The organism is Streptomyces sp. NPDC003379, assembly GCF_053589195.1.
The window spans coordinates 60,517-77,616 of the sequence record NZ_JBSFRK010000020.1 but is presented as its reverse complement, the minus strand read 5'-3'; the positions used below and the strand labels follow the sequence as shown (position 1 = coordinate 77,616).

18 protein-coding genes and 3 tRNA genes are annotated in these 17,100 nt (G+C 69.0%); 9 read left to right on the top strand and 12 right to left on the bottom strand.

Features of this window, described 5'->3' with window-relative positions; translation table 11 throughout:
• Positions 1–17: 17 nt before the first annotated feature.
• Both ACWDVB_RS21295 and ACWDVB_RS21290 read left to right on the top strand, forming a co-directional pair.
• Positions 18–92: transfer RNA gene (locus ACWDVB_RS21295), tRNA-Asp, on the top strand.
• Positions 93–276: 184 nt separating this feature from the next.
• Positions 277–528 carry a DUF6274 family protein gene (locus ACWDVB_RS21290; RefSeq protein ID WP_451516236.1) on the top strand — a complete coding sequence of 84 codons (252 nt, stop codon included), beginning with the start codon at positions 277–279 and terminating at the stop codon, positions 526–528.
• A gap of 458 nt (positions 529–986) precedes the next feature.
• Here the strand turns inward: ACWDVB_RS21290 and bldC are convergent, their stop codons facing one another.
• Entirely contained in the window at positions 987–1,193 is a 207-nt protein-coding gene (gene bldC, locus ACWDVB_RS21285; protein ID WP_003949541.1) for a developmental transcriptional regulator BldC, read from the bottom strand.
• Positions 1,194–1,650: 457 nt separating this feature from the next.
• Complete coding sequence (locus ACWDVB_RS21280; protein WP_451516235.1) at positions 1,651–2,487, bottom strand: hypothetical protein; 837 nt, start codon at positions 2,485–2,487, stop codon at positions 1,651–1,653.
• Positions 2,488–2,641: 154 nt separating this feature from the next.
• Between ACWDVB_RS21280 and ACWDVB_RS21275 the strand changes: the two genes are divergently transcribed.
• Positions 2,642–3,718 carry a Leu/Phe/Val dehydrogenase gene (locus ACWDVB_RS21275; protein ID WP_451516234.1) on the top strand — a complete coding sequence of 359 codons (1,077 nt, stop codon included), beginning with the start codon at positions 2,642–2,644 and terminating at the stop codon, positions 3,716–3,718.
• Between the two features lie 328 nt (positions 3,719–4,046).
• Complete coding sequence (locus tag ACWDVB_RS21270) at positions 4,047–4,304, top strand: DUF3073 domain-containing protein (protein WP_451516233.1); 258 nt, start codon at positions 4,047–4,049, stop codon at positions 4,302–4,304.
• A 77-nt stretch (positions 4,305–4,381) separates the two neighbouring features.
• Here the strand turns inward: ACWDVB_RS21270 and purM are convergent, their stop codons facing one another.
• Together purM and purF are read right to left on the bottom strand one after the other, a co-directional pair.
• Entirely contained in the window at positions 4,382–5,458 is a 1,077-nt protein-coding gene (gene purM, locus ACWDVB_RS21265) for a phosphoribosylformylglycinamidine cyclo-ligase (protein WP_451516232.1), read from the bottom strand.
• A gap of 36 nt (positions 5,459–5,494) precedes the next feature.
• Complete coding sequence (purF, locus tag ACWDVB_RS21260; RefSeq protein WP_451516231.1) at positions 5,495–7,021, bottom strand: amidophosphoribosyltransferase; 1,527 nt, start codon at positions 7,019–7,021, stop codon at positions 5,495–5,497.
• 157 nt (positions 7,022–7,178) lie between these two features.
• Here purF and ACWDVB_RS21255 point away from each other — a divergent pair, with 157 nt between their 5' ends.
• Together ACWDVB_RS21255 and ACWDVB_RS21250 are read left to right on the top strand one after the other, a co-directional pair.
• Entirely contained in the window at positions 7,179–7,271 is a 93-nt protein-coding gene (locus ACWDVB_RS21255; RefSeq protein ID WP_451516230.1) for a putative leader peptide, read from the top strand.
• 73 nt (positions 7,272–7,344) lie between these two features.
• Entirely contained in the window at positions 7,345–8,817 is a 1,473-nt protein-coding gene (locus ACWDVB_RS21250) for a sulfatase family protein (RefSeq protein ID WP_451516229.1), read from the top strand.
• Positions 8,818–8,828: 11 nt separating this feature from the next.
• Here the strand turns inward: ACWDVB_RS21250 and ACWDVB_RS21245 are convergent, their stop codons facing one another.
• The 8 genes from ACWDVB_RS21245 to purS all read right to left on the bottom strand — a co-directional run bounded on the left by ACWDVB_RS21245 (position 8,829) and on the right by purS (position 16,066).
• On the bottom strand, positions 8,829–9,686 hold the full coding sequence (locus tag ACWDVB_RS21245) for an META domain-containing protein (RefSeq protein WP_451516228.1): 858 nt from the start codon (positions 9,684–9,686) through the stop codon (positions 8,829–8,831).
• A 118-nt stretch (positions 9,687–9,804) separates the two neighbouring features.
• Positions 9,805–10,605, bottom strand: coding sequence for a sterol carrier family protein (locus ACWDVB_RS21240; RefSeq protein ID WP_451516227.1), 801 nt, complete (start codon positions 10,603–10,605; stop codon positions 9,805–9,807).
• Between the two features lie 10 nt (positions 10,606–10,615).
• The gene (locus tag ACWDVB_RS21235; RefSeq protein WP_451516226.1) at positions 10,616–11,257 is read right to left on the bottom strand and encodes a TetR/AcrR family transcriptional regulator; all 642 of its coding nucleotides are present in this window, start codon (positions 11,255–11,257) and stop codon (positions 10,616–10,618) included.
• Positions 11,258–11,325: 68 nt separating this feature from the next.
• Complete coding sequence (locus ACWDVB_RS21230) at positions 11,326–12,174, bottom strand: M23 family metallopeptidase (RefSeq protein ID WP_451516225.1); 849 nt, start codon at positions 12,172–12,174, stop codon at positions 11,326–11,328.
• Positions 12,175–12,250: 76 nt separating this feature from the next.
• A complete protein-coding gene (locus tag ACWDVB_RS21225) occupies positions 12,251–12,751 on the bottom strand; it encodes an ArsR/SmtB family transcription factor (protein WP_451516224.1) in 501 nt (166 codons plus the stop codon).
• 128 nt (positions 12,752–12,879) lie between these two features.
• Positions 12,880–15,129 (bottom strand): phosphoribosylformylglycinamidine synthase subunit PurL, encoded by a 2,250-nt coding sequence (purL, locus tag ACWDVB_RS21220; RefSeq protein WP_451516223.1) that lies wholly within the window; start codon positions 15,127–15,129, stop codon positions 12,880–12,882.
• Positions 15,129–15,818 (bottom strand): phosphoribosylformylglycinamidine synthase subunit PurQ, encoded by a 690-nt coding sequence (purQ, locus tag ACWDVB_RS21215; protein WP_451516222.1) that lies wholly within the window; start codon positions 15,816–15,818, stop codon positions 15,129–15,131. The genes purL and purQ overlap by 1 nt, the downstream gene beginning before the upstream one ends.
• Positions 15,815–16,066 (bottom strand): phosphoribosylformylglycinamidine synthase subunit PurS, encoded by a 252-nt coding sequence (purS, locus tag ACWDVB_RS21210; RefSeq protein ID WP_125513820.1) that lies wholly within the window; start codon positions 16,064–16,066, stop codon positions 15,815–15,817. The genes purQ and purS overlap by 4 nt, the downstream gene beginning before the upstream one ends.
• A gap of 351 nt (positions 16,067–16,417) precedes the next feature.
• On the opposite strand from purS, the gene ACWDVB_RS21205 reads away from it, so the two are divergent.
• The 3 genes from ACWDVB_RS21205 (at position 16,418) to ACWDVB_RS21195 (ending at position 17,087) form a co-directional block, all read left to right on the top strand.
• A complete protein-coding gene (locus ACWDVB_RS21205) occupies positions 16,418–16,735 on the top strand; it encodes a histone-like nucleoid-structuring protein Lsr2 (RefSeq protein ID WP_451516221.1) in 318 nt (105 codons plus the stop codon).
• Positions 16,736–16,860: 125 nt separating this feature from the next.
• A tRNA-Gly gene (locus ACWDVB_RS21200) sits at positions 16,861–16,932 on the top strand.
• A 79-nt stretch (positions 16,933–17,011) separates the two neighbouring features.
• A tRNA-Gly gene (locus ACWDVB_RS21195) sits at positions 17,012–17,087 on the top strand.
• Positions 17,088–17,100 lie beyond the last annotated feature (13 nt).

The window sequence follows — 17,100 nt, the reverse complement described above, 5'->3', positions numbered from 1 at the left end:
CGAGTGCCGCAGAGCAAGGTCCTGTGGAGCAGTTTGGAGTGCTCGCCACCCTGTCAAGGTGGAGGCCGCGGGTTCAAATCCCGTCAGGACCGCAGTAGGAAAGGCCCCGCAACCCACGTGGATGCGGGGCCTTTCGCATGCCCGCCCCTCGCCACCCCCCGCCACCCCCGACCCGTCGGATCCGGCCCGTTCTCGTGTTCGCGTCTTGACTGCGTCACATTCCGCCGGTACCCCAGACAGCAGGGAGCCGGCGGCAGGCTCCCCGGGAGGTGACGCATGTCTGCTTCTTCCGCGTCCGCGCGGCACGAGACGCGCGCGCTGCTGCGCGCACACCTCGCGGCGGCCACCGGCTACCGCCACCTGACGCGACACTGCCCCATCTGTCACCGGCTGCTGAGGCTCGCCCTGGAGCCCTCTCAGCGCCGCCCCGGCGAGCGCGAGGCACCCGAGGGCGGCTTCGTCCGTGAGGGCGCCGTACGCGAGGACGGCGGGGAGCCGGGTGAGGACGAAAGTCCCCCCGACGCATGACCAAAGCCCCGCCGAAGTCCCTTTAGCGCAGGGGCAACGCGCGCAACAAGCCACTCGGCATGTGACGGGTGTCACCGAACCAGTTTCAGGAACGGCCGAACTTACACCCTCCCTACAACCAGTCAATTTAATATGTGCAATTGCACTATCCTCAGGGCGCGCCCCGGGGCACTCCGCCCGCGCCCACCCGCGCCCCTCCGAGGACTCCCCAGAGAGCAACAAGGGCGCTCATATCCCCGCCCACCAGGGCCTCTTCGGCGCACAAAAAAGATCGCGCTGGACCCGGCGGAGTCCAGCGCGATCAGACGACGCACCCATGCGGCTCAGGCGTGGATCCCGTTGGGGCGGGACCCTCGTCGCGTGTAGCTATATGTCGGACGTACGGCCAGGTTGGGGGACCTGGCAGTAGTGGTGCTCTTCGCCCGAGTTGTGCGGGTTACTGCTGGTTAAGCGGTAGTTCAGGCCTCGCTGCGCTGCTGCGGGATACCCGCGAGCAGTGCGCGGACCTCAGCCTCGCGGTAACGGCGGTGTCCGCCGAGCGTGCGAATCGACGTGAGCTTGCCAGCCTTGGCCCAGCGCGTCACCGTCTTCGGGTCGACGCGGAACATCGTGGCGACCTCAGCCGGGGTCAGCAGCGGCTCGGCATCAGGGGTGCGAGCGGTCATGAGCGGCCTCCTCGGGAGAACCGAACCTTCTCGGTTCATTCCTCTAAATTCTGCACCTTGACCCGCGTTGCCCGAAATGGCGGACGCGAGTCGAGTCGGTTATAGGACGAACGGCTTGTCCTCGGCACTACAACTACACCATCCGTCCAGCCACGTCGGCCAAACCGATGGAATTGCCCTCCCAGGTGTTCATCACCGACGGAAGCCGATGGACCATGCCATAGCGGACAGTCACGCCACAGTGACGATCAGTCACAGAGCGATCAGGAGTCAACAGACCCCCCGTATAGCGTGCAATGCTGAGCAATCCGCCCACACTTGGGCGGAAGGAGCCCTCCCCGGACTCCTTGTCCTATTTTGGCACGAGGAGGGGCGATGGGCGCAAGAGCGCGGTAAAGTGCGTTCCGTCACGCTTGAGGCAAAGGCCCGTATCGGGACCTACGTCCCGCGTCCGGCCTCAGTTGGCGAACTGAAGGTCCCGCACCGCCCGCCACCGCTCCACGAGCCTCGCATACGCCTCGCCGGCCCCCTCGCCGTCGCCGTCGCGCAGCGCCTCGATCCCCTCGGCGACATCCGCGGCCGAGTGGTCCTCGTCCAGTTCGTCGGCGGCCACGGCGTGCACGAGGCCGCCGTAGTCGAGCTCGACCAGGGAACGCGGGTGGAACTCCTCCAGCCACCGGCCGACATCCACAAGACCCTCGATGAGCGGCGCCTCGTCCAGGGCCTCCCGCAGCGTCTTGAGGCCGCGCGCGACCCGGCGGCGAGCCTGCACCATCGGGGTGCGGTAGCGCAGCACGGGCGGCTTCTCGTCCCTCCCGTAGCTCCGCTCCTCGTCGGAGACGAGCACGAACCAGTGCAGCGGCACCTGCCACGTCGACGTACGGATCCAGGGGCGCGCGTCGGGGTTGCGGGCCAGCCACTGTTCGTAGTCCGCGGCCGTCTGGCGGCGGAGCACCGGGGGCAGCACCGCGTCGAGGACCGGCGTGGGCAGCTGCCCGGCCAGTTCGCCCATGGCCTGCCAGCCGCGCAGCCGGGTCCGCCACGGGCAGACGCACAGCACCCCGTCGGTCTCCAGGACGAAGGCGTCGCTGCTCTCGTGCACCGGCACAGGAACGGGCGGCGTGGGCACCAGGTCCGCGAGCGAGCGGCGGAGTTCGTCCTGGTACGAGGGGCGGTCGGAGCGGCGGGCGTAGCGCGCCCAGTGGTCGCGTTCCGGCTGGGGGAAGGCAGCCAGGGGCTCATAGACGCGCAAGTAGGACGCGTACGGGACCGTCACCGATGACACCTTGGGCACGGCTGCTCCCTCCCCCGCGTACAGGCCGGAAAACACTGATGATCGTGCCATGGCTGAACCGGACGGTGGACAGGCTCTAGTCTCATGCCCATCGGGCCCCCGCCACCCGTACGGGAGCCCGCCCACCGCCGCCATTCGACCGGGAGTCACCACAGTGACCGCAGCAGACAACGGCGTCCTGCACACCCTGTTCCACTCGGACCAGGGCGGCCATGAGCAAGTAGTGCTCTGTCAGGACCGCGCCAGTGGCCTCAAGGCCGTCATCGCCCTCCACTCCACCGCCCTGGGCCCCGCCCTCGGCGGCACCCGTTTCTACCCGTACGCGAGTGAGGAGGAGGCCGTCGCCGACGCGCTGAACCTCGCGCGCGGGATGTCGTACAAGAACGCCATGGCCGGGCTGGACCACGGCGGTGGCAAGGCCGTGATCATCGGCGACCCCGAGCAGATCAAGAGCGAGGCCCTGCTCCTCGCCTACGGCCGCTTCGTCGCCTCGCTCGGCGGCCGGTACGTGACGGCCTGCGACGTCGGTACGTACGTATCGGACATGGACGTCGTCGCCCGCGAGTGCCGCTGGACCACCGGGCGCTCCCCGGAGAACGGCGGCGCCGGTGACTCCTCCGTGCTCACCGCCTACGGCGTCTTCCAGGGCATGCGGGCCTCGGCCCAGCACCTGTGGGGCGACCCGACGCTGCGCGGCCGCAAGGTGGGCGTCGCCGGGGTCGGCAAGGTCGGGCACCATCTGGTCGAGCACCTCCTGTCGGACGGCGCCGAGGTCGTGATCACCGACGTGCGCGAGGAGTCCGTGGACCGGATCGTCCACAAGCATCCGTCGGTGACGGCCGTGGCGGACACCGACGCGCTGATCCGCACCGAGGGTCTCGACATCTACGCCCCCTGCGCGCTCGGCGGTGCCCTGAACGACGACTCCGTGCCCGTGCTGACCGCGAAGGTGGTGTGCGGAGCCGCCAACAACCAGCTCGCGCACCCGGGCGTCGAGAAGGACCTCGCCGACCGGGCGATCCTCTACGCGCCGGACTACGTGGTGAACGCGGGCGGCGTGATCCAGGTCGCCGACGAGCTGCACGGGTTCGACTTCGACCGGTGCAAGGCGAAGGCCACGAAGATCTTCGACACCACGCTCACAATATTCGCTCGCGCAAAGCAGGACGGCATTCCGCCGGCCGCGGCGGCCGACAGGATCGCCGAGCAGCGCATGGCCGACGCGCGCTGACGCACCCCCCGATCGGTGGCGGAATCCGATCTTCCGCCGCTGATCGGAGCTTTGACAGGGCCCCGCCGACATATTGGGGAGACAAGACTCACCCCCGTCGGCGGGTCGCTCGGCGAGAAGAGGTTAAAATCGCAGTTGACCAGCGAGGACGGGGCTCCTCGCGGGTTCTGCGCCGAGGCGCGTCCTGCGGGCGACGTACCGTATGGCCGCAGGAGCAGGTACCGTGGAAGCCCTACGGACCGGTCTCTCCGAGGAGAGTCCGTTCCAGATCATGAACGCGTGTCAAGACTCTGGGGCCGTCGAGCCCCGTATCCGAGGGGGTCGAGCCATGGGGCGCGGCCGGGCAAAGGCCAAGCAGACGAAGGTCGCCCGCCAGCTGAAGTACAGCAGCGGCGGGACTGACCTGTCGCGTCTGGCCAATGAGCTGGGCGCTTCGACTTCGCAACAGCCGCCGAATGGCGAGCCGTTCGAGGACGACGACGAGGAAGACGACCCGTACGCCCAGTACGCGGATCTGTATAACGACGACGACGATGAGGACTCGGCCGACGAGTCCGGTCCGTCGTCGCAGCGCCGCGGCGCTTGACCTCGTTGTAGCGACTGCACTTCACCCGGTCCGGGGTGGTCACCACACCGGACCGGGTTTTGTGCTGCTCCGAGCACTTACCGCTTCGCGTAGTCACCGATCAGGGCCGCGCCCGTCGTGTGCTCGCCGCGCTCCGTGATCTCGCCGGCGACCCAGGCGTCCACGCCGCGGTCGGCGAGGGTGGCGAGCGCCGCGTCCGCCGACTCCTCGGGGACGATCGCGATCATGCCGACGCCCATGTTCAGCGTCTTCTCCAGCTCCAGGCGCTCGACCCGGCCGGTGGTGCCGACCACGTCGAAGACCGCGCCCGGAGTCCAGGTCCCGCGGTCGACGATCGCGTGCAGGCCGTCCGGGATCACCCGGGCGAGGTTGGCCGCGAGGCCGCCGCCGGTGATGTGGCTGAAGGCGTGGACGTCCGTGGTGCGGGTGAGCGCCAGGCAGTCCAGGGAGTAGATCTTGGTGGGCTCCAGGAGCTCCTCGCCGAGCGTGCGGCCGAACTCCTCGACCTGGCGGTCCAGGGCCCAGCCGGCGCGGTCGAAGACCACGTGCCGCACGAGTGAGTACCCGTTCGAGTGAAGACCGGACGACGCCATGGCGATGACCGCGTCACCCTTACGGATGCGATCCGGGCCGAGCAGGCGGTCCGCCTCGACCGCGCCCGTGCCGGCGCCCGCGACGTCGAAGTCATCGGGGCCGAGCAGGCCCGGGTGCTCCGCCGTCTCGCCGCCGACGAGGGAGCAGCCCGCGAGGACGCAGCCCTCGGCGATGCCCTTCACGATGGCGGCGACGCGCTCGGGGTGGACCTTGCCGACGCAGATGTAGTCGGTCATGAAGAGCGGCTCGGCGCCGCACACGACGATGTCGTCCATGACCATCGCGACCAGGTCGTGGCCGATCGTGTCGTAGACGCCCATCTGCCGGGCGACGTCGACCTTCGTACCGACGCCGTCGGTCGCGGAGGCGAGCAGGGGGCGCTCGAAGCGCTTGAGCGCGGAGGCGTCGAAGAGCCCGGCGAAGCCGCCGAGGCCGCCGAGGCCCGCGACCTCGGGACGCTGGGTCTTCTTGACCCACTCCTTCATCAGCTCGACGGCGCGGTCGCCCGCCTCGATGTCGACGCCCGCGCTTGCGTAGCTGGCACCAGTGGTCTCAGACATGACGGTGAGAACTTTCGTGTCGTACTGCGTGGGGTCTTACGGGCGACGGATCGCGTCGGCGGCGGCGGTGCCCGCCGGGCCCGCGGCCAGTTCCGTCTCCAGAAGCTGCTTGCCGAGCAGCTCGGGGTCGGGCAGGTCCATCGGGTATTCGCCGTCGAAGCAGGCGCGGCAGAGGTTCGGCTTGTCGATGGTCGTGGCCTCGATCATGCCGTCGATGGAGATGTACGAGAGGGAGTCGGCGCCCATGGAGGAGCCGATCTCCTCGATGGTCATGCCGTTGGCGATGAGCTCGGCGCGCGTCGCGAAGTCGATGCCGAAGAAGCACGGCCACTTCACGGGCGGGGACGAGATCCGGATGTGGATCTCGGCGGCGCCGGCCTCGCGGAGCATCTTGACCAGGGCCCGCTGGGTGTTGCCGCGGACGATCGAGTCGTCGACGACCACCAGGCGCTTGCCCTTGATGACTTCCTTGAGCGGGTTCAGCTTGAGACGGATGCCGAGCTGGCGGATCGTCTGCGAGGGCTGGATGAACGTACGTCCGACGTAGGCGTTCTTGACCAGGCCCGCGCCGAAGGGGATGCCGGAGGCTTCCGCGTAACCGATCGCGGCGGGGGTGCCGGATTCGGGGGTCGCTATGACGAGGTCGGCGTCGGCCGGGGCTTCCTTGGCGAGCTTGCGGCCCATCTCGACACGCGAGAGGTAGACGTTCCGCCCGGCGATGTCCGTGTCGGGACGCGCGAGGTAGACGTACTCGAAGACGCAGCCCTTGGGCTTCGCTTCCGCGAATCGTGAGGTGCGCAGGCCGTTCTCGTCGATGGCGACGAACTCGCCCGGCTCGATCTCACGGACGTAGGCGGCGCCGCAGATGTCGAGCGCCGCGGACTCCGAGGCGATGACCCAGCCGCGCTCAAGGCGGCCGAGGACCAGCGGACGGATGCCCTGCGGATCGCGGGCCGCGTACAACGTGTGCTCGTCCATGAAGACGAGGGAGAAGGCGCCCTGGACCTGCGGAAGGATCTTGGCCGATGCTTCCTCGATGGTCAGCGGCTTGCCGTCGTCGTCGGTCTGGCCCGCGAGGAGAGCCGTCACCAGGTCGGTGTCGTTGGTCGCGGCGACCTGGGTCGCGCGGCCGTTCTCCTTGGGCAGTTCGGCGACGAGCTCGGCGAGCTGGGCCGTGTTGACGAGGTTGCCGTTGTGCCCGAGCGCGATGGAGCCGTGCGCGGTGGCACGGAACGTCGGCTGGGCGTTCTCCCAGACGGAGGCACCGGTGGTCGAGTAGCGGGCGTGACCGACCGCGATATGACCCTGGAGCGAGCTGAGAGAGGTTTCGTCGAAGACCTGGGAAACGAGGCCCATGTCCTTGAAGACGAGGATCTGGGAGCCGTTGCTGACCGCGATTCCCGCGGATTCCTGGCCCCGATGCTGGAGGGCGTAGAGCCCGAAGTAAGTGAGCTTTGCGACCTCTTCGCCCGGGGCCCAGACACCGAAGACGCCGCAAGCGTCCTGGGGGCCCTTCTCGCCGGGAAGCAGATCGTGATTGAGTCGACCGTCACCACGTGGCACATCATCGAGTGTAGGCGAGATCGACCACTGGTCCGAATTGGGGATACGGCCCCTGCACGGACGGTGACGGTAGTGCGTCCGGGGGAGTACGAACCCCGTGTGAACAAATGCGGCCATTCGTTGACTCGTACATGTGTGCTCGGCCAGGCTCCCGGCCATGCAGCCCCTCGGTGACCCGACGGTCACGCTCGTGGAGCGCCGCCACGTCGACCTGGTCCGTGTCGCGAGCGCGATCTGTCGCGCTGCCTGAACGCACCCCTCCCCTTCACTTCCCCCTGGGCACGTGACGCCGTGACGCGCCGTGCCCCGTTCAGGAGCGCGCTGTGTCTTCGTCCTCGACCTCAACCTCGGCCTCGACCTCGACCTCGTACAAATCCAAGCTGTCCCGGCGGGCCTTCGGAGGCGTCGTGGGCGCCTCGGCGACCGCCGCCGCGGTCGGGCTTCCGGCCTCCTCCGCACAGGCCGCGCGCGGGCCCCGGGAGCGCCCCTTCCGTGCCGCCGCGGGCCGGAGCGCCAAGCGGCCCAACATCCTCTTCATCCTGGGCGACGACCTCGGCTGGGCCGATCTGTCCTCGTACGGGTCGCCGCACATCAAGACACCGAACCTGGACCGGCTCGCCCGCCAAGGGGTGCGGTTCACGGACGCCTACGCCGGGTCCGCGACCTGCTCGCCCACCCGCTTCAGCCTCTACACCGGGCGCTTCCCGGGACGTACGAAGGGCGGGCTCGCGGAGCCCATCGCGGACAAGTCCGTGGGCCTCGAACCGACGCACCCCACGCTCGCCTCACTGCTGCGCGACGCCGGATACGCGACCGCGTTGATCGGCAAGTGGCACTGCGGTCATCTGCCGGACTACTCCCCCACCCGGTCCGGCTGGGACGAGTTCTTCGGGAACTTCGGCGGGGCCCTGGAGTACTACTCGAAGCTGGGGCTCGGCGGGGAGTACGACCTCTACGAAGGCGGTGTCCGGGAGGGCGACGCCGAGTACAAGGACCTGCGGTACTACACGCGCATCCTGACCGAGCGCGCGAGCGACTACGTACGGCGCGACCACGGGGGCAGGCCGTGGCTGCTGAACCTCAACTTCACCACGCCGCACTGGCCCTGGATCGCGGACGGCGACAAGGAGGAGAGCGCCGAGATCGTACGGAGGATCAAGGCGGGCCACAAGGGCGCGCTGTGGCACCAGGACGGCGGCTCCGTCGAGAAGTACACGGAGATGGTGCAGGACCTGGACCGGTCGATCGGTGAAGTGCTGCGCGCCTTGCGCGAGTCGGGCCGGGAGCGGGACACCCTGGTGTTCTTCGCGTCCGACAACGGCGGCGAGCGCTTCTCGTACAACTGGCCGCTGTCCGGCAACAAGGGGTCGCTGAAGGAGGGCGGCATCCGGGTGCCGACCCTCGTGCGGTGGCCCGCGCGGATCGACGGCGGGCAGGTCAGCGACGTGCCCGTCTACACGCCCGACTGGACGGCCACGCTCCTGGAGATCGGCGGGACGCGGCCGAGTCCCTCGCATCCGCTGGACGGCGTCAGTCTCGCGCCGTATCTGCTGAAGGGTGAGGAGCCCGGCGAGCGCGAGCTGTTCTGGCGGGTGCGTGGCGAACGGGCGCTGCGGCGCGGTGACTGGAAGTACTACCGGGGGGCCGGCGGCGCCGACCAGCTCTTCCGTCTCTCCGAGGACCAGCGGGAGCAGGCCGACCGGGCACGGGCCGAGCCGAAGCGGCTCGCCACGCTGAAGGCGGCCTGGGAGAGGACCGACGCCACGTTGCTGCCGTATCCCGGTCCCGGGGCCTGAGCGCCGTAGAGCTACTTCTTCGCGTCCTTCGCGTCCTTCGCGTCGGCGCTCGCGTTGATCACCGTGCCGTCGGCGGCGGTGAGCTTGAGGGTGTCCTGCTTCACCTCGTAGCGCGCCGTGCCGTCGAAGAGCTTGAGCAGTTTGCGCTCGGTCGTCATCGCGTCGCCCGGGCACAGCTTCCGGGTGGTGGCGGGGGCGCCGAAGGTGATGCGGCCGTCCTTCACCTCTGCCTTGGCGGTGACGTCGTTGCAGCCGAGGTTGCCGCGGACCCCGCCGTCCTTGCCGAAGGTGAGGTGGGCATTGTCGGCCACGTCCTTCGGCAGGGGTGCGGCGCTCTTGGCGTCGCCCACGGCGCTCACCGTCCACTTGGTGCCGGTGAGCGGGGCGTCGGGCTCATCGGGGCGTGAGCTGAGGTCCACGTGGTCTCCCTTGGCGGTGGTGAGCGTCATCCGGTCGCCGTCGAGCTTCGCGGTGAGTTTCTGCTTGCCGAGGGCGCGCAGGAGGTTCTTCTCGAACTTCATGCGGCCGTCGTCCGTGCAGGCCCTCTTGGTCAGCAGGGGCTCGCCGAAGTCCAGGGTGTCGCCCTTGATCGACACGTCCGAGCCGACGTGGTTGCAGCCGTAACTGCCGCCGGCCCGCCCGTCCTTGCCGATCTTGAGATAGGCGTCTTCCGGGGCGTCGTGCTTCTCACCGCCCAGGGTGAGGCTGTCGACGTGCCACCGGACGCCGGTGATGGGCAGCTCGGACTCCACGGAACGGCCGCCGGAGCCGCCTTCGGAGCCGGCTCCGGACTCGGTGCCGCATGCGGTGAGCAGCAGCCCGGCGGAGGCCAGCGCGGTCAGGGTCAGGGTCAGACGTTGCGTGTGCATGGCGATGGGACGGGACAAGTGGGGGTGTCGGTTCCATCCGGCCTCCCGGTCGGGTGGGCCCGTGATCGGGTGGGCGTCCGGTCGGGTCAGTGTCCGGCCGGGTCAGCGTCCGGCCGGGTCAGCCCATGATCGGCAGCAGTCCCGACAGGTCGGCCCGCTCGCCGCTCGCGCTGACCTGCGCCGCGTCCAGGGCGTAGGCCCAGTCCGTGCGTCCGGTGGCGAGGCGGATCCAGGTCAGCGGGTCGGCCTCGACGACGTTCGGCGGCGTTCCGCGGGTGTGCCGCGGGCCCTCGACGCACTGCACCACCGCGTAGGGCGGAATGCGCACCTCCGTCGATGCTCCCGGTGCCTTCACCGCGAGCGCGTCCGCGAGCAGGCGGGCGCAGGCGGCCAGGGCCTGACGGTCGTACGGGACGTCGAGACCCGGCACGGCGTCGTTCAAGTCGTCGGTGTGGACGGTCAGTTCGACCGTGCGGGTGACCAGGAAGTCGCCGAGGGTCATGGCGCCGAAGCGGGAGGGCACCAGGCGCTCGTCGGAGGCGGCGGCCAGCGACGCCTCGATGTCGGTGAACGTACGCGTGTACAGCTCGTCGAGTTCCGTGCCCGCGCTGTCCGCGATGGCGCGGGTGTCCTCGTCGACCTGGGCCGCTGCGGTGACGGTCGCGAACGGCCAGTCCATGAGCGGCACTTCGTGCTTGGCCGGTTCCGGCAGGCCGAGGTAGCGGTGGACGGTGCCGAGCACCATCGCGATGTGGGCCGCCAGCTCGTGGACGGTCCAGTCGCCGAGGCGGGTCGGGCGGGCGAGCTGCTCGGGGGTGAGGGTGCCCACCGCGTCTCGTACGTTGCCGAACTGGGCGAGCACGGCGGTGCGGATCTTGGCGGAGTCGTACGAACGCGTGCGCTTCTTGGCCGGTGGCATGGTGCCGAGCCTAAGCGTTTCCGGGGTAGCCCTGAAGTCCCTTTTCCACCAGGTCGAAGGCGCGTTCGGCGAGGGCCGCGCAGTCGTCCGCCATGTCCTCGGCCTTGTCGCCCGCGACGAGTCGGCGGTGGTTCTCCAGGATGACCGCGTCCCGCGCGGCGACGAGCTGGTGGGCGGCGACGCCCGCGAGCAGCCGGTCGCCCGTCTCCTCGGCGAGCACCTCGGCGAGGAGTTCGACGCCGCGCATCTGGAAGAGCAGCACCCGGCGGGCCAAGGCGGGCGTGTCGTCGATGAGTTGGCGCAGCTGGAGCAGGCGCGGGTCGTCGGAGAGGCCGATCGAGGGGTCGCGGTCGGCGACCTTGGCCAGGAACTGGCGGCGCAGCGCGGCGACCGCGGACTCGCCCGGCTCACGAGCGCGCACCGCTTCGGCGGCGTCGGCGACGTGCTCCTCCATGGGGCCGAGGAGCACGTCCTCCTTGGTGCCGAAGTAGTTGAAGACCGTCATCTTTGAGACCTCCGCGGCGGCGGCGATCTCCGCGACGGAGACCTTGTCGTAGCCACGCTCCAGGAAGAGGTCGAGCGCGGCCCGCCAGATCCGGCGGGCGGTCTGCCGCTTCTTGCGCTCACGCAGCCCCAGAGTCTCCTCAACCATGGCCGTACTGTACCAGGATGAATATTTGTCTCGGTTATATATTTGCCCTGGTTAAATTTCTGCCCCGGTTAAATTTTTATCTCGGCGTGCTCTCCCGACCGCTCGGCCGTGAAGACCTCCCGGCCCGCCGGGACCCCGACCCCGCGCCAGCTGAACGGCACGCCCCGGGCCACGTTCAGGTCGGGGCCGTCCATCAGCTGGAAGTGCAGATGCGGCTCGGTGGAGTTCCCGGAGTTGCCGCAGCTTCCCAGGCGTCGGCCGGCCGTGACCTTGTCGCCCGCCCGGACGGTGAGCGAGCCCCGCTGGACGTGCGCGTACAGGGCGTACGTGCCTCCGCCGAGGTCGAGCACCACGTGGTTGCCGACGACGCGGCGGGCCCCGCCCAGCGTCCTGCCGATGCCCTCGATCACGAACAGGTACAGCAGCGCGGCGAGGGAGTTGCGGCTGAGGTGGTCCCGCTGGCCGTCCTCCGCGTGGACGACGGTGGCGTCGCCGACGGCGAGCAGCGGCGCCCCGAAGGCGGGGAAGGCACGGTTGCCGCGCGCGACCGGCCAGAGCCAGGCGAAGGCCGGGCGCGCGGGCCCCTCCTCCGGCTCGGCCACGATGTCGATGGCGTAGGTCTGCCCGAGGCTGTGCGTGCCGTGGCTCGGCACCTTGTCGGCGGGGCTGTTCAGCGCGGACCAGCGGCCGGTGACCGGCGGGTCGACCTCGACGGCTGCCGGGGGCTCCGTCCCGATCTCCCGGCTGACGGACCGGTGCCGGACGAAGAAGAGCACGATGACGCCGACGATCGGGACCCACCCGACCCAGTACGGGTACGGCAGCTCCACGAAGAACCCGGCGACCACCTGGCCGAAGACGTACAGCACCAGCAGTCGCTGAAGCACCGCGGTGGCCTTGCGCAGACGTACGGACATGTCATTCCCCCTGTGACCTATGTGACCTATGTGACTTGTGTGATGTATGACCGACCGTTCCCTGGGACGGGCGGCCTCATGGACGCGTGGCGGACAGCACCACAAGGAGCGGCACCACGCGCCCAGCGGGCACCTCGTAGCGGCCGCGCCCCTGGGTGTGCAGCCAGCCCGCGCCGGTCAGTTGGCGCAGATGGTGGTAGATCTGGCCGGTCGTGCCGATGTCGTCGAGCGCGCTCAGCTCGGCCGCTGTGCGCAGCCCGCCGAGGACCTCCCGCAGCACCCGCAGCCGCACCGGGTGCCCGAGCGCGGCGAAGGACTCGGCGGCCTCGGACCAGTCGTCGCCGAGGAGCTGCTCGGTGGTGTGGCCGTACTGCCACTCGTACCGCCCCCCGGTCGGCAGCCGCACCGCTCCGGTGAACACCACCCCGCCGTCGGGCACCTCGGACTCGGGCAGCCGCGCCTTCAGCGCCTCCAGCGCCCAGAAGTCGCTCTCGCGAATGGGGGGCGTGATGGTCTCCGCGCCTTCCAGTGCCGCCATGCGCCGCTCCAGCTGGGCGACGCGCTCTTCCAGATCCATGTATGGATGTTACGTAATTACGTAATTACTCACAGCCCCCCGCCGGGCGCCTCCACCGGGCGCCTCTCGAACACGACGAAACCCCCGTCCGGACCTGGGTCCGGACGAGGGCTGTCAGAGAAGGCCGCTCAGGCGAAGAGCGCCGGAATCGTCCCCTCATGCGCCTCGCGCAGCTCGCTCAGCGGCAGCATGAACTCACCCTGCAACTCGATCGCGTCGCCGTCCACGACACCGACGCGCGTGACGGGCAGGCCCCGCGCCCCGCACATGTCGGTGAAGCGCAGCTCCTCGCTGCGCGGCACGGCCACGACCGCGCGCCCCGCCGACTCGGAGAACAGGAAGGTGAACGCGTCCAGGCCGTCCGGGACGATCAGCCGCGCGCCCTTCCCGCCGCGCAGGCAGGACTCGGTCACGGCCTGCACCAGACCGCCGTCCGACAGGTCGTGCGCGGCGTCGATCATGCCGTCGCGCGAGGCCGAGATCAGGATGTCCGCGAGCAGCTTCTCGCGGCCGAGGTCGACCTTGGGCGGCAGACCGCCGAGGTGGTCGTGGACCACCTGCGACCAGGCCGAACCGCCGAACTCCTCGCGCGTCTCGCCGAGCAGGTAGAGGAGCTGGCCCTCTTCCTTGAAGGCGATCGGCGTACGGCGCGCCACGTCGTCGATCACGCCGAGCACGGCGACGACCGGCGTCGGGTGGATCGCCGCCTCGCCCGTCTGGTTGTAGAGCGAGACGTTGCCGCCGGTGACCGGGGTGCCCAGCTCCAGGCAGCCGTCCGCGAGACCGCGGACGGCCTCGGCGAACTGCCACATGACGTCCGGGTCCTCGGGCGAACCGAAGTTCAGGCAGTCCGAGATCGCGAGCGGCTTGGCGCCCGAGGCGGCCACATTGCGGTACGACTCGGCGAGCGCGAGCTGCGCGCCCGCGTACGGGTCGAGCTTCGCGAACCGGCCGTTGCCGTCCGTGGCGATGGCGACGCCGAGGCCCGTCTCCTCGTTGATCCGGATCATCCCGGAGTCCTCGGGCATGGCGAGCACGGTGTTGCCCTGCACGAAGTGGTCGTACTGCTCGGTGACCCAGGACTTCGCGGCCTGGTTCGGGGCGGCGACCAGCTTGAGGACCTGCTCGCGCAGCTCGTCCGCGTTCGCCGGGCGGGCCAGCTTGTTCGCGTCGTCGGCCTGGAGGGCGTCCTGCCAGGACGGGCGGGCGTACGGACGTTCGTAGACCGGGCCGTCGTGCGCGACCGTGCGCGGGTCGACGTCGACGATCTTCTCGCCGTGCCAGAAGATCTCCAGGCGGTCGCCGTCCGTCACCTCGCCGACGACGGTGGCGATGACGTCCCACTTCTCGCAGATCTCCAGGAAGCGCGCGACCTTCTCGGGCTCGACCACGGCGCACATGCGCTCCTGCGACTCACTCATGAGGATCTCCTCGGGAGTGAGCGTGGAGTCGCGCAGCGGTACGTCGTCCAGCTCGACCCGCATACCGCCGGAGCCGTTGGACGCCAGCTCGCTGGTGGCGCAGGAGAGTCCGGCAGCACCCAGGTCCTGGATGCCGACGACGAGCTTCTCGGCGAACGCCTCCAGGGTGCACTCGATGAGGAGCTTCTCCTGGAAGGGGTCACCGACCTGGACGGCGGGACGCTTGGACGGCTTGCTGTCGTCGAAGGTCTCGCTCGCCAGGATCGAGGCACCGCCGATGCCGTCGCCGCCGGTCCTGGCGCCGTAGAGGATCACCTTGTTGCCGGGTCCTGACGCCTTCGCGAGGTGGATGTCCTCGTGCCGCATCACGCCGATGGCACCGGCGTTGACCAGCGGGTTCCCCTGGTAGCAGGCGTCGAAGACCAGCTCGCCTCCGATGTTCGGCAGGCCCAGGCAGTTGCCGTAGCCGCCGATGCCCGCGACGACTCCGGGGAGCACCCGCTTGGTGTCGGGGTGGTTCGCGTCACCCATCCGCAGCGGGTCCACGACCGCGACCGGGCGCGCGCCCATCGCGATGATGTCGCGGACGATGCCGCCGACGCCGGTGGCCGCGCCCTGGTAGGGCTCGACGTAGGAGGGGTGGTTGTGCGACTCGACCTTGAACGTCACGGCGTAGCCCTGACCCACATCCACGACACCGGCGTTCTCACCGATCCCGACGAGCATGGCGTCGTTGGCGGGGACCTTCTCGCCGAACTGCCGCAGGTGGACCTTGCTGCTCTTGTACGAGCAGTGCTCGGACCACATGACGGAGTACATGGCGAGCTCGGCGCCGGTGGGGCGGCGGCCGAGGATCTCGCGGACGCGCTCGTACTCGTCTTCCTTCAGGCCCAGTTCGGCCCAGGGCAGCTTGACGTCGGGGGTCTCGGCTGCGTGCTTGACGGTGTCCAGAGTCATCAGGCGTTGGCCCTGTTCATGAGGTTCTTCAGGATCGAGGTGAAGAATCCGAGGCCGTCGGTGCGGCCGGTCCCGACCAGCGGCTCCACGGCGTGCTCGGGGTGCGGCATGAGGCCGACGACGTTGCCCGCCTCGTTGGTGATGCCGGCGATGTCACGGAGCGATCCGTTCGGGTTCGTGTCGAGGTACCGGAAGGCGACGCGGCCCTCGGCCTCCAGCATGTCCAGGGTGCGCTCGTCGGCGACGTACTGCCCGTCGATGTTCTTCAGCGGGACCGAGATCTCCTGGCCGGCCGTGTAGTCGGCGGTCCAGGCGGTCCTGTCCGTCTCCACGCGCAGCTTCTGCTCGCGGCAGATGAAGTGCAGGTGGTTGTTGCGCAGCATCGCGCCCGGCAGGAGGTGCGTCTCGGTGAGCACCTGGAAGCCGTTGCAGATGCCGAGCACCGGCATTCCGGCCTTCGCCTGCTCGATGACGGACTCCATCACCGGGGAGAAACGCGAGATGGCACCGGCCCGCAGATAGTCGCCGTAGGAGAAACCGCCGGGCAGCACCACGGCGTCGACCTGCTTGAGGTCCCTGTCCTTGTGCCACAGCGGCACGGCCTCGGCGCCGGCCACACGGACGGCGCGCTGGGTGTCGCGGTCGTCGAGGGTTCCGGGGAAAGTGACGACTCCAATTCGAGCAGTCACTTCTCTTCCTCCACCTTTACGACGAAGTCCTCGATCACCGTGTTGGCGAGGAAGGTTTCCGCCATCTCGTGGATACGGGCGAGGGCCGCGTCGTCGACCGGCCCGTCCACCTCGAGTTCGAAACGCTTTCCCTGACGTACGTCGGAGATGCCCTGGAAACCGAGGCGCGGCAGTGCACGCTGCACCGCCTGGCCCTGGGGGTCGAGGATCTCCGGCTTGAGCATGACGTCGACTACGACGCGTGCCACTGGCACTCCCGGTGTGTGGTGCTGGCGTGTGCTGCTTGCTGGTGCTGAGCAGGTTCCTTCAGACTACCGGCACAAAATTTCTACTCGCGTAGATTCGTAGATTCCTACGTGATGACGGTCACGTTCCGATGATCCGAAAGGTATCGAACAGGGCACCTTCACAGAGAATCCAGGAAAAGATCACGGATCCGCATTGCCGCCGGACACGCGGAGGTATTCGGCCGGACTTCACAATTCAATGCCAGGCACTGTACAAAGGAAATGGCAATAGTCGATACTTTGCCCAAATCAGCCGGACAGTCGGCATCACCGCACGTCAGCGCGGTGGGCCGCACGAAGGGACCGATATTCGTGGCGCAGCGTGTCGTAGTCACTCTCTTTGACGACATGGACGGCGGGGAAGCGGCGGAAACGGTCGCGTTCGGTCTTGACGGGAAGTCGTACGAGATCGACCTCAGCCAAACCAATGCCAAGAAACTGCGCACGGCACTTGCCCCGTACCTGGAGGCGGCCCGTAAGCAGTCGAAGTCCGGGAAGGCGTTCCGGCACACAGCCGTGTCCCCCGACCCGTCGGCCGTCCGGGCCTGGGCGCGCTCGCACCAGCTGAACGTACCGCCGCGCGGCCGCATCCCGAAGAAGGTCTACGAGGCGTTCGAGGCCGCCAACTGACCTCGGGCTCCACGCGGTCCCCGAGCCCCTCGCGGCAACCGACTTGCGCTGCACCCCCGCTGGTCAGCTAGAGTCTGGAGCACGCCGAGGGGCAAGGCCGAAAAGCCGGACCTCACGGAGTCTGTGCGGGTGTAGTTCAGTAGTAGAACATCCCCCTTCCAGGGGGAAGGCGCAGTGTGCAATTCCTGTCACCCGCTCCGCACCGCTTACGGACCAGTCATCTGGTTGCGGTAAGCTGGTGCTCGCGCCGATCAGTGAGAGCTGGTCGGAGGCAGTGCGAACGTAGCTCAGTTGGTAGAGCGCAACCTTGCCAAGGTTGAGGTCGCGAGTTCGAACCTCGTCGTTCGCTCCAGTCAAGAAGGTCC

Excerpts from the sequence above, each read along its gene's own strand:
- ACWDVB_RS21255 (WP_451516230.1), top strand. The coding sequence starts at position 7,179 with ATGCAGCCCCTCGGTGACCCGACGGTCACGCTCGTGGAGCGCCGCCAC.
- bldC (WP_003949541.1), bottom strand. The coding sequence starts at position 1,193 with ATGACCGCTCGCACCCCTGATGCCGAGCCGCTGCTGACCCCGGCTGAG.
- ACWDVB_RS21225 (WP_451516224.1), bottom strand. The coding sequence starts at position 12,751 with ATGGATCTGGAAGAGCGCGTCGCCCAGCTGGAGCGGCGCATGGCGGCA.
- ACWDVB_RS21240 (WP_451516227.1), bottom strand. The coding sequence starts at position 10,605 with ATGCCACCGGCCAAGAAGCGCACGCGTTCGTACGACTCCGCCAAGATC.
- ACWDVB_RS21235 (WP_451516226.1), bottom strand. The coding sequence starts at position 11,257 with ATGGTTGAGGAGACTCTGGGGCTGCGTGAGCGCAAGAAGCGGCAGACC.
- ACWDVB_RS21290 (WP_451516236.1), top strand. The coding sequence starts at position 277 with ATGTCTGCTTCTTCCGCGTCCGCGCGGCACGAGACGCGCGCGCTGCTG.
- purM (WP_451516232.1), bottom strand. The coding sequence starts at position 5,458 with ATGTCTGAGACCACTGGTGCCAGCTACGCAAGCGCGGGCGTCGACATC.
- purL (WP_451516223.1), bottom strand. The coding sequence starts at position 15,129 with ATGACTCTGGACACCGTCAAGCACGCAGCCGAGACCCCCGACGTCAAG.
- ACWDVB_RS21270 (WP_451516233.1), top strand. The coding sequence starts at position 4,047 with ATGGGGCGCGGCCGGGCAAAGGCCAAGCAGACGAAGGTCGCCCGCCAG.
- ACWDVB_RS21230 (WP_451516225.1), bottom strand. The coding sequence starts at position 12,174 with ATGTCCGTACGTCTGCGCAAGGCCACCGCGGTGCTTCAGCGACTGCTG.
- ACWDVB_RS21245 (WP_451516228.1), bottom strand. The coding sequence starts at position 9,686 with ATGCACACGCAACGTCTGACCCTGACCCTGACCGCGCTGGCCTCCGCC.